This is a genomic window from Streptomyces sp. NPDC055632, from assembly GCF_053618675.1.
Window position 1 is genome coordinate 248,185 of record NZ_JBSHHY010000005.1, and the last position, 10,546, is coordinate 258,730.

General features: G+C 74.4%; 10 protein-coding genes. 4 read left to right on the plus strand and 6 right to left on the minus strand.

Annotated elements, in window-relative coordinates:
- Nucleotides 1–37 precede the first annotated feature (37 nt).
- Together ACWGSR_RS10285 and ACWGSR_RS10290 are read right to left on the minus strand one after the other, a co-directional pair.
- Nucleotides 38–2,476: a Tex family protein gene (locus ACWGSR_RS10285; protein WP_453565263.1), complete on the minus strand. Its 2,439-nt coding sequence runs from the start codon at nucleotides 2,474–2,476 to the stop codon at nucleotides 38–40.
- A gap of 116 nt (nucleotides 2,477–2,592) precedes the next feature.
- Nucleotides 2,593–3,459 carry an SCO6745 family protein gene (locus ACWGSR_RS10290; protein WP_453565265.1) on the minus strand — a complete coding sequence of 289 codons (867 nt, stop codon included), beginning with the start codon at nucleotides 3,457–3,459 and terminating at the stop codon, nucleotides 2,593–2,595.
- 248 nt (nucleotides 3,460–3,707) lie between these two features.
- Between ACWGSR_RS10290 and ACWGSR_RS10295 the strand changes: the two genes are divergently transcribed.
- Both ACWGSR_RS10295 and ACWGSR_RS10300 read left to right on the plus strand, forming a co-directional pair.
- Nucleotides 3,708–4,679 (plus strand): GlxA family transcriptional regulator, encoded by a 972-nt coding sequence (locus tag ACWGSR_RS10295; RefSeq protein ID WP_453565268.1) that lies wholly within the window; start codon nucleotides 3,708–3,710, stop codon nucleotides 4,677–4,679.
- A gap of 35 nt (nucleotides 4,680–4,714) precedes the next feature.
- Nucleotides 4,715–5,353 (plus strand): DJ-1/PfpI family protein, encoded by a 639-nt coding sequence (locus ACWGSR_RS10300; RefSeq protein ID WP_376230777.1) that lies wholly within the window; start codon nucleotides 4,715–4,717, stop codon nucleotides 5,351–5,353.
- Between the two features lie 45 nt (nucleotides 5,354–5,398).
- On the opposite strand, the gene ACWGSR_RS10305 is transcribed toward ACWGSR_RS10300, so the two are convergent.
- The gene (locus ACWGSR_RS10305) at nucleotides 5,399–6,142 is read right to left on the minus strand and encodes an enoyl-CoA hydratase/isomerase family protein (protein WP_453565271.1); all 744 of its coding nucleotides are present in this window, start codon (nucleotides 6,140–6,142) and stop codon (nucleotides 5,399–5,401) included.
- A gap of 69 nt (nucleotides 6,143–6,211) precedes the next feature.
- Between ACWGSR_RS10305 and ACWGSR_RS10310 the strand changes: the two genes are divergently transcribed.
- A complete protein-coding gene (locus ACWGSR_RS10310; RefSeq protein ID WP_453565274.1) occupies nucleotides 6,212–6,400 on the plus strand; it encodes a hypothetical protein in 189 nt (62 codons plus the stop codon).
- Nucleotides 6,401–6,652: 252 nt separating this feature from the next.
- Entirely contained in the window at nucleotides 6,653–7,210 is a 558-nt protein-coding gene (locus ACWGSR_RS10315; protein ID WP_376230780.1) for an ATP-binding protein, read from the plus strand.
- On the opposite strand, the gene idi is transcribed toward ACWGSR_RS10315, so the two are convergent.
- From idi to ACWGSR_RS10330, 3 genes are all read right to left on the minus strand, one after another.
- Nucleotides 7,176–7,796, minus strand: a complete 621-nt coding sequence (gene idi, locus ACWGSR_RS10320; protein WP_376230781.1) for an isopentenyl-diphosphate Delta-isomerase — start codon at nucleotides 7,794–7,796, stop codon at nucleotides 7,176–7,178. The two genes, ACWGSR_RS10315 and idi, sit on opposite strands and share 35 nt — an antisense overlap.
- Before the next feature lie 152 nt (nucleotides 7,797–7,948).
- Nucleotides 7,949–9,214 carry a GNAT family N-acetyltransferase gene (locus ACWGSR_RS10325; protein ID WP_453565276.1) on the minus strand — a complete coding sequence of 422 codons (1,266 nt, stop codon included), beginning with the start codon at nucleotides 9,212–9,214 and terminating at the stop codon, nucleotides 7,949–7,951.
- 295 nt (nucleotides 9,215–9,509) lie between these two features.
- On the minus strand, nucleotides 9,510–10,451 hold the full coding sequence (locus ACWGSR_RS10330; RefSeq protein ID WP_376230783.1) for a cation diffusion facilitator family transporter: 942 nt from the start codon (nucleotides 10,449–10,451) through the stop codon (nucleotides 9,510–9,512).
- Between the last annotated feature and the right edge of the window lie 95 nt (nucleotides 10,452–10,546).

Sequence of the window (10,546 nt, forward strand, 5' to 3'; positions counted from 1 at the left end):
ACGGGAGGGGACCACGGCCCCCTCCCGTACGGCGGCACTACCGCCGCTTGCCGCCGCCCTCGCCCAGCAGGCCCGCCTTGCGGAGGGCGTCGGCCATCGCGCTGTTGGCGGGAGCGGGAGCGGATGCCGCGCCGCGGTCCCGGCCGCCACCGCCCCGGCCGCCCTGGTCGCCGCGCTCGGCCCGGCGGCCACCGCCGCCACCGCCGCCACCGCCCTGCCGCTGCTGCGGCGGCCGGCCGGAGCGCTCGCCCCGGTCGCCGCGCTCGCCCCGTCCGCGTCCGCCCGCGCCGCCCGCCGCGTCCGCGCCCGGCTCGTCGTCGAGCCGCAGCGTCAGCGAGATCCGCTTGCGCGGGACGTCCACGTCCAGGACCTTCACCTTGACCACGTCGCCGGGCTTCACCACGTCGCGCGGGTCCTTCACGAAGGTCTTCGACATCGCGGACACGTGCACCAGACCGTCCTGGTGCACGCCGATGTCCACGAACGCCCCGAACGCCGCCACGTTGGTCACGACGCCCTCCAGGACCATCCCGGACGCCAGGTCGCCGATCTTCTCGACGCCCTCCTTGAAGGTGGCCGTCCGGAACGCCGGACGCGGGTCGCGGCCCGGCTTCTCCAGCTCGCGCAGGATGTCCGTCACCGTCGGCAGACCGAAGGTCTCGTCCACGAAGTCGTCCGCCCGCAGCGAGCGCAGCGTGCCCGTGTCGCCGATCAGCGCCGCGACCTCGCCGCCCGTCGTCTTCGCCATCCGGCGCACCACCGGGTACGCCTCCGGGTGCACGGAGGAGGCGTCGAGCGGGTCGTCGCCGCCCCGGATGCGCAGGAAGCCCGCGCACTGCTCGTACGCCTTCGGGCCGAGCCGCGCCACGTCCTTGAGCGCCCGGCGGGAGCGGAAGGGGCCGTTGGCGTCCCGGTGCGCGACGATGTTCTCTGCGAGGCCGGAGCTGATGCCCGAGACGCGCGAGAGCAGCGGCGCGGAGGCGGTGTTGACGTCCACGCCGACACCGTTCACACAGTCCTCGACCACCGCGTCGAGCGAGCGGGAGAGCTTCACCTCGGCCAGGTCGTGCTGGTACTGGCCGACGCCGATCGACTTCGGGTCGATCTTCACCAGCTCCGCCAGCGGGTCCTGGAGCCGCCGCGCGATGGAGACGGCGCCGCGCAACGACACGTCCAGGCCCGGGAGTTCCTGCGAGGCGAACGCGGAGGCCGAGTAGACCGAGGCGCCGGCCTCCGAGACCATCACCTTGGTCAGGTTCAGCTCGGGGTGCTCGGCGATGAGTTCGGTGGCCAGCCGGTCGGTCTCGCGGGAGGCCGTGCCGTTGCCGATCGCGACCAGCTCGACCGCGTGCTCCTTCGCGAGCCGTGCCAGGGTCGCCAGGGACTGGTCCCACTTGTTGGCGGGGACGTGGGGGTGGATCGTGTCGGTGGCGACGACCTTGCCGGTCGCGTCGACGACGGCGACCTTCACGCCGGTACGGAAACCGGGGTCGAGGCCCAGGGTCGCCCGGGTGCCGGCCGGAGCGGCGAGCAGCAGGTCGCGCAGGTTCGCCGCGAAGACCCGTACGGCCTCGTCCTCGGCCGCCGTCCGCAGCCGCAGCCGCAGGTCGATCCCGAGGTGGACCAGGATCCGGGTCCGCCAGGCCCAGCGGACCGTGTCCCGGAGCCACTTGTCCCCGGGGCGCCCCCGGTCGGCGACGCCGAAGCGGTGCGCGACGATCCCCTCGTACGAGGAGGGGCCCTCGACGGGCTCCTCCGGCTCCAGGTCCAGGGCGAGCACGTCCTCCTTCTCGCCGCGCAGCATGGCGAGCACCCGGTGCGAGGGCAGCGCCGTGAACGGCTCGGCGAAGTCGAAGTAGTCGGCGAACTTCGCCCCCGCCTCCTCCTTGCCCTCGCGGACCCTCGCCACGAGCCGGCCCCGGCCCCACATGCGCTCGCGCAGCTCGCCGATGAGGTCGGCGTCCTCGGAGAACTTCTCCGCGAGGATCGCCCGCGCGCCCTCCAGGGCCGCCGCCGCGTCCGCGACGCCCCTCTCCGCGTCCACGAAGGCCGCGGCGGCGGCCGACGGCTCCACGGACGGGTCGGACAGCAGCCCCTCCGCCAGCGGCTCCAGACCGGCCTCGCGGGCGATCTGCGCCTTGGTCCGGCGCTTCGGCTTGAAGGGCAGGTAGATGTCCTCCAGGCGCGCCTTGGTGTCGGCGGCCAGGATCCGGGCCTCGAGCTCCTCCGTCAGCTTGCCCTGCTCGCGGACCGAGTCGAGGACCGCCGACCGGCGGTCCTCCAGTTCGCGCAGGTAGCGCAGCCGCTCCTCCAGGGTGCGCAGCTGCGCGTCGTCGAGCATCTCGGTCGCTTCCTTGCGGTAGCGCGCGATGAACGGCACGGTCGAACCGCCGTCGAGGAGCTCGACGGCTGCCCTCACCTGTCGCTCGCGTACGCCGAGCTCCTCGGCGATCCTTGCTTCGATGGACGTCGTCACGGTGTCCCGACTCGCCTTCTCGTGCCTCAAGCTTGCGACTGCATTGTGCCGGGTCGGTCACCCGGACGCGGCAACCGACCCGTCCCGCGCGTCCCGCGCCGAGCCGGGAGCGGCCCTCAGGCCTTGCCGACGAGGTCCGCGGGGAAGGCGCCCGCGGCGGCGGCCGTGAAGAGGAAGCCGCGCCCCAGCTCGGTGAGGCGCTCGACGCCGGCCGCGCCGAGGTGCTCGTACGGGGCGGAGTCCAGCCGGTCGGTGTGCTCCTCGATCTCGGCGCGCAGGGCCGTCCCGGCCTCGGTCAGCTCGCCCTCGGCGTCGATCAGGCCCCGGTCGCGCAGCCGCGCCACCGCCCCCTCCCAGTCGGTGCGCCGCCAGCCCCGGGAGCTGACGGCCCAGCGCGGGGCCATGCCCTTGCCGGTGGCGGTGTGCGAGGCGAGGGCCTCGACCGGGTCGAGCCCGGCAAAGAGCAGGGCCGCGAGGTGCCCGTCGCCCCGGTGCTCGCGCAGCAGGGTGGCGGCGTGCCAGTAGGCGAGGTGCGGCTCCTCGGGGACCGGCAGGTCGGCGTTGGCCGAGTACAGGGGCCGGGCGTGCCGGGTGCAGGCCTCGGAGGCGCGCAGCGCGAGCTCCGCCGCCTCGGCCATCTCCGGGGAGGCGGCGACGTCCTCGCCGAGCAGCCGGCGCAGGGTCGTGTCCGCGGCGCGCAGCCGGGCGGCCAGGACCTCGGCGGGGGAGGCGGTCTCCCACACGGCGGGCAGGTGCCGGGCGAGCAGCTCGTGGTTGTAGTTGTAGAAGGTCGCGGCGACCGTGCCCGCGCCCACCGCGCCGAGCGGGGCGCTGCGGGCGGCGAGCCGCATCGCGCTCTGGTCGGCGAAGCCGAGGGCGGAGAGCTCGCGGTCCAGGTCCGGCGAGAAGTACAGCGAGGAGTGCAGCGGGTTCAGGGCGTTGTGGCAGCGGCGTCCGGCGCGCGGCGGCAGGGCATTCGTCATGCCCCGAACGTTACCGACTGGTCGGTACGACGGAAACAGGCGCACCCCGTGGAAACCGGGCCGGCCTTCCACGGGAATCCCCCATGGACGTGAGCCGCACCCTCTCCTCCCCGCACGGACGGGCGACGGCGGACTCGGCCCCGCGCGGACGGGCGACGGCGGGCCCGGACCTCCACGGGCGGGCGACGGCAGGAAAGGTGGGTTTCTCGTCGTTGTGGACGCGGCCCGCCCCGGCCGAGGATGAGGACATGCCGCAGCGCCCCGTCCTCGTCGTCCTCTTCGACGGCGTCCTGAGCCTCGACGTCTCCGGACCCGTCGAGGTGTTCGCCGGTGCCGGCCGGGCCACCGGGGACCCGTCCGCCTACCCGATCCGCACCGCCTCCCCGGACGGCGGCCCGGTCCGCACCCAGAGCGGACTGCGCCTGCTGCCCGACACCACGCTCGCGGACGCCGTCGCCGACGGCCCCCCGCACACCCTGGTCGTCCCCGGCGGCGAGGGCACCCGGATGCCCGCCCCGGCGCTGATCGACTGGCTGCGGACGCACGGCCCGCGCGCCCGGCGCCTGGTCTCCGTCTGCACCGGGGCGCTGCTCCTGGCCGAGGCCGGGCTCCTCGACGGACGCCGGGCGACCACCCACTGGAACGCCTGCGACCACCTCGCCCGGTGCTACCCCGGGGTCGAGGTGGACCCCGACCCGATCTTCGTACGGGACGGACACGTCGCCACCTCGGCCGGGGTCACCGCCGGGATCGACCTGGCGCTCGCCCTGGTCGAGGAGGACCTCGGCCGGGACGCGGCCCTCACCGTCGCCCGGCACCTGGTCGTCTTCCTGCGCCGCCCCGGCAACCAGGCCCAGTTCAGCGTCCAGCTCTCCGCCCAGACCGCCCGCCGGGAGCCGCTGCGCGACCTCCAGCACTGGATCACCGAGCACCCGGACGCGGACCTCTCCGTGCAGGCGCTCGCCGCCCGCGTCCGGCTCTCGCCCCGCCACTTCGCCCGCGCCTTCCACGCGGAGACCGGCACGCCCCCCGGCCGCTACGTCGACCGGGTCCGGCTCGAACACGCCCGCCGGCTCCTGGAGGACACCTCGCGCGGCGTCGGGGAGGTCGCCCGCGCCTCGGGCTACGGGACGCCGGAGGCGATGCGCCGCGCCTTCCTCAAGGCCCTGGCCACCGCCCCGGCGGAGTACCGCCGCCGCTTCCACTCACCCGCCCGCTGAACCCGCACGTCCACCACCCACCGAGAGGAACCACCGTGCAGATCGCCGTCCTGCTCTACGACCGCTTCACCGCCCTCGACGCCGTCGGACCGTACGAGCTGCTCGCCCGCCTCCCCGGCGCCGAGACCGTCTTCGTGGCCAAGGAGAGGGGCCCGGTCCGCAACGACCAGGACAGCCTCGCCCTCGTCGCGGACCGGGCCCTCGCCGAGGTGCCGGCCCCGGACATCGTCCTCGTGCCCGGCGGCCCCGACGCCCGGGTGGCCATGGACGACCCGGAGATCCTCGACTGGCTCCGCGCCGCCGACGCCACCAGCACCTGGACCACCTCCGTCTGCACCGGCTCGCTGGTCCTCGCCGCCGCGGGCCTGCTCGACGGGCGCCGGGCGACCACCCACTGGCTCGCCTTCGACGAACTGCGGGCCCTCGGCGTCGAGCCCACCGGCGAGCGGGTCGTCTTCGACGGCAAGTACGTCACCTCCGCCGGGGTCTCCTCCGGCATCGACATGGCGCTCCACCTGCTCGGCCGGATCGCCGGCGACGAGACCGCCCAGACGGTCCAGCTCCTCACCGAGTACGACCCCCAGCCGCCCTACGACGCGGGCTCGCCGGAGAAGGCCCCGGCCGAACTCGTCGCGAAGTGGCGCGCGGAGGCGGGCCTGGCGGGGGCCGAGTAGCCCGTACGCGGAGCGGGGCCCGTACCGGACCCGGAGCCCGTGGCCTCAGATCCCGTACGTGAAGCGGGGCGGACGGCGCTCCAGGAAGGCGGCGACACCCTCCGCGGTGTCGCCGCTGCCGCGCGCCTGCTCCGCCCAGTGGGCGTCCCGGTCCGTGCGCCCGTCGGCGAACTCCTTGGCCGCCGCCTGGGTGAGCAGCGAGCGGGAGACGAGCACCCGGCAGAACTCCTCCACCCGCTTGTCCAGTTCGCCCACCGGGTGGAGCTCGTCCACGAGCCCGGTCCGCAGCGCCCGTTCCGCGTCGATCAGTTCACCGGAGAACAGCAGGTACTTGGCGGCCGAGGGGCCCACGAGGGCGGTGAGGCGGCGGGTCGACGAGGACGGGTAGACGATGCCGAGCTTCGCCGGGGTGACCCCGAAGCGGGCGCCCTCCTCGGCGAACCGCAGGTCGCAGGCGGCGGCGAGCTGGCTGCCGCCCCCGACGCAGAAGCCCCGGACGGCCGCCAGGGTCGGCTTGGGGAAGGCCGCGAGGGCCTCCTCCGCGCGTACCGCCAGGTTCTGCTGCTCGTCCCCGGGCTCCCGCAGCGCCGAGATGTCGGCCCCGGCGCAGAAGGTGTCGCCCTCGCCGGTCAGCACCAGGGCCCGGACCGCCGGGTCGGCGGCGAGCCGCTCCAGGACGCCCGGCAGGGAGCGCCACATGCCGGCACTCATCGCGTTGCGCTTGGCGGGGTTGGCTATGACGACGGTGGCGACCCCGTCCGTGACGCTGTCCTTCAGCTGCGGCTCCATGCGCCGGATGCTATCCGGCGCACCCGAACGTACGACCAGGAAGAGGCAGCCCCGCCGAGGAGACCCCGGATGGCCGAGGATCACCGCGCGACGAAGGGCGTCCCCGACCCGGTCGGGGACATGCGGCGTCGGGGGAAGAAGCTCAACCGCGGCTTCGGCGGGCTCGCCGTGCTCGGCGTCCTGCTCGTGCTCGGCGGGATCGTCGGCCCGGTCCGCACGGGCGCCACCCCCCTGACCTCGATGCCGCTCTTCGGCTGACCCGGCCTGATCGCGATCGGGGTGGGGGCCGACGGATCGTCAGTAGGGTGACCCCATCGGAGCCGGTTTCCGGCCCCGCCCCGGAGCCGCTTCGGGAGTCCTCCGCGGAGCCCTTTCCGGAGTCCTCAGAAAGCGCGCGCGATCAGTCGAACAACTGACATCGGCATACTCACCCGATCAGAAGGCGGCCGATAAGTGTCGACTTCTGGTCAGTAGGCCGGTCCGCCCCCGCGCATTGCCAAGACTCGATCCGTGGCGAGAATCGAGCACGAGGGTGGGAACCGGACGGTGGAGCCCCGCGAAGGCGGCCCCACCCGGCACCCGTCCTACGAAGGAGTCTGGCGCTTCACCGCTGCCGCGGTCGACGTCTCCGTCCCGCAGGCCCGGCACGCCGTGCGCGACCTGCTGGTCCGCCAGGGCGTCCCCCTCCACGACGAGATCATGGACGGCCTGCTGCTGATCGTCTCCGAGCTGGTGACCAACGCCGTGCGGCACGCGGCGCTGCTGTCCCCGGAGATAGCGGTCGAGGTGGCGATCGGCCCCGAGTGGATCCGGGTGTCCGTCGAGGACAACCACCCCTACCGGCCCAAGGCCCTGGAGGCCGACTGGGGTCAGACCGGCGGCCGGGGCCTGCTCCTGGTCCGCGAGATCGCCCAGGAGGCCGGCGGCGCCTGCGACGTCGAGCACACCGCGAGCGGCGGAAAGATCATCTGGGCGGCGCTGCCCCTGGCCCCGAAGGCACCGGGGCCGGGAGCGGCACCGCAGGAACCGGTGGTCACCAGCCCCCGGACGGACCCGTCAGCTCCCTGACGGCCGGCCGCGCCGCGTCGAGCACCGTCATGAACCAGGCGGAGAACGGCGCGGCGGCGTGCCGCTCGGACAGCTCGGCGGGGGTCACGAAGACGGTGTCGTCGATCTCCTCCGGGTCCGGGCGCGGCTCGGCCTGCACCAGGCCGACGAAGAGGTGGTTGAACTCCTGCTCCACCAGGCCCGAGGCCGGGTCCGGGTGGTTGTAGCGGACCGTGCCGGCCTCCGCGAGCAGCGAGGGCGAGACGCCCAGCTCCTCGAAGGTGCGCCGGGCCGCCGCCGCGAACGGGGCCTCGCCCGGGTAGGGGTGGCCGCAGCAGGTGTTCGACCAGACGCCGGGCGAGTGGTACTTGCCGAGCGCCCGCCGCTGGAGGAGCAGCCGGCCCGACTCGTCGAAGAGGAAGACGGAGAAGGCGCGGTGCAGCTGCCCCGGCGCCTGGTGGGCGGCGAGCTTCTCCGCCGTGCCGATGGTCCTGCCGTCCTCGTCGACCAGTTCGAGCATGATCGGGGCCGGGTCTCCGGACGGCTGGACACCGTTCGACGCGATCTCCGGGGAGATCTGAGCCGCGGTGACTGGTGTGGTCGGCATACCCATCCTTCGCTTCGGTCCTCGGCCCGGTGGGGCCCCCTCAGTCTGCCGTACAAAAGCGGCTTGTCCGTACTTCGACGGCCGGACGCGGCCGCTCCCACCGCACCGGAGTACAACCGGGGCGGCGGGAGCGGGAGGGGTCCGAGGGGGCACTACACCCCGAAAGGCGCGGGATAGCGCAGCGGACCGGAGGGAACGGGCGCGGAGTCGTCCAGGACGAGCGCCATCATCGCCTCGTCGGGGACCTCGAAACCTGGCCTGATTCCGTGCGCGGACGCCCGTTCGAACCCGAACCGGGGGTAGTACTCCGGATGCCCCAGGACGAGCACCAGCGTCTCGCCGCGCAGCCGGGCCGCGTCGAGGACCGCCCGGACGACGGCCTGCCCGGCCCCCGTCCGCTGGTGCCCGGGCGCCACCGCGACCGGGGCGAGCGCCGCCGCCGGGGCGCCGCCCACCCGGCAGCGGGTGATCAGGGCGTGCGCCGCGACCGTGCCGTCCGGGGCCTCGGCCACGTACGACAGGCCCGGCAGCCAGGCCTCGGCGTCCGCCCGGAGCGCGTCGACCAGATCGGCCTCCGCCGCCGAGCCGAAGGCCGCCTCCTCGACCCGCCGGACCTCCGGCTCCTCGCCGGCGGCCTCCGGCCGGGTGCGCCAGCGCGGATCGGCGGGCCGGAGGACGAAACCGGCGTAGCCGTAGTCGGAGCCGTGCTCGCGCCGCAGCGCGATTTCGGCGCGGGCCCCGGCGACCGCCTCGGCCATGCCGGGCACGGAGGTGTCGGCCGCCCCGGCGCGCGCGGCCAGCGGACCGTAGTACTCGTCCCAGTCGCCCTCCGGCTGGGTGAGGGTCGCCAGGACGTGGTAGCCGGCCGCGACGGCGGCCGCCGCGTTCCCGGTGACGGTGCGGAGCGGGTAGTGCTCCTCCCAGAAGGCGCGGGCCGCCGGGCCCGGCTCCCCGGTGGTCCACACGCACTCGGTGAGCACGAGCGTGCCGCCGGGCGCGAGGAGGCGGCGCCACTCGGCGAGGGCCCGGTCGAAGCCGAGCACGAAGACCGAGCTCTCGGCCCAGACCAGGTCGAAGGAGCCGTCGGGGAACGGCAGGGCGCGCATGTCGGCGCGGAGGGCGCGGACGGAACCGCTCCCGGGGGTCGAGCCGTCGAGCCCGCGCGCGGCGGCGGACTCCCGCAGCTCGGCGAGGAACGGTTCGTGGGTGTCGACGGCGGTCACCTCGGCGCCCGCCTCGGCGGCCAGGAGCAGCGCGGAGCGGCCCGGACCGCAGCCCAGGTCGAGCACGCGCGGGCGCTCGGGGAGCGGCCCCGCGAGCGCGAGGAGCCGGCGGGTGGTGGTGTCGGAGCCCGGACCCTGGCGCGGCAGGCCGTGGTGCAGGGCGAAGAAGGAGTCGTGCAGAGCGTTGTCGGACAACGTGGGAAACCCTTGGGTGAGAGGGCCCCGGCCGACGACGTGACGTACCGGTGCGAGGACCGGGATCAGGTCAGCCGGAGACCCGGAGGCTGAGGGACGACCGGGTGCTGCCGCGCGGGGCAGCCTCCATCGCGACGGTCATCAACCTCAGCTCCTCTCACCACGTGTTCGTATGAAAAGACTAACAGGAGGCCGGAAGTCCGGAGCCCCCGGGTGTCCGGGCCCCGCGGCCCCGGAGGCAGGGGCCCGTGCCCCTCAGACAGGGGCCCGGGGCCCACAGGCAGAGATCCGTGCCCTACAGGCAGAGCTTCGCCTCGTGCTCCGCGTGGCCGACCGGCTCCAGCTGAAAGGTGCAGTGCTCCACGTCGAAGTGCGATCCCAGGCACCCCTGGAGCGCGTGCAGCATCTTCTCGTGTCCCACCGAGTCAAGGGCTCCCTGGTCGACGACCACGTGCGCCGAGAGGACCGGCATCCCCGAGGTGATCGTCCAGGCGTGCAGGTCGTGCACGTCCTCGACCCCCGGCAGGGCCAGTATGTGCGCCCGCACCTCCGCCATGTCGACGCCCTTGGGGGCCGCCTCCAGGAGCACGTCCAGGGTCTCGCGCAGCAGCTTGACCGTGCGGGGGACGATCATCAGGCCGATCACCAGCGAGGCGATCGGGTCCGCGTACTGCCAGCCCGTGACCAGGATGATCCCGGCCGCGACGATCACGGTGACCGAGCCCAGGGCGTCCGCGAGCACCTCCAGATACGCCCCGCGCACGTTGAGGCTCTCCTTCTGGCCCCGCATCAGCAGCGTCAGCGAGATCACGTTCGCCACCAGGCCGACCGCCGCGAACGCGATGGCGAGGCCGCCCTTGGTCTCGGCCGGCTCCAGGAACCGCTGGATCGCCTCGAAGAGCACGTAGCCGCCCACGCCGAGCAGCAGCAGGCAGTTCGCGAGCGCCGCCAGGATCTCGGCCCGGGCGTAGCCGAAGGTGCGGTTGCCCGAGGGCGGCCGGTTGGCGAAGTGGATCGCCAGGAGCGCCATCGCGAGGCCGACCGCGTCGGTCGCCATGTGGGCCGCGTCCGCGATCAGCGCGAGCGAGTCCGCGACCACGCCGCCGACGATCTCGACCACCATCACGGAGAGCGTGATGCCGAGCGCGATCCGCAGCCGGTTCCGGTACGCGGCCCCCGCGGTGCCCGTCGGCGGCGGGCCCCCGTGGCTGTGCCCGTGATCGTGTCCAGCCCCCATGACATGGCCTCCCGGTCGGTGTCGTCCGTATGCCCCGGTGCGCAAGTCAACTACGGGTGGGGGGTATGCGCAACACGGTACTGAACACCGTTGTC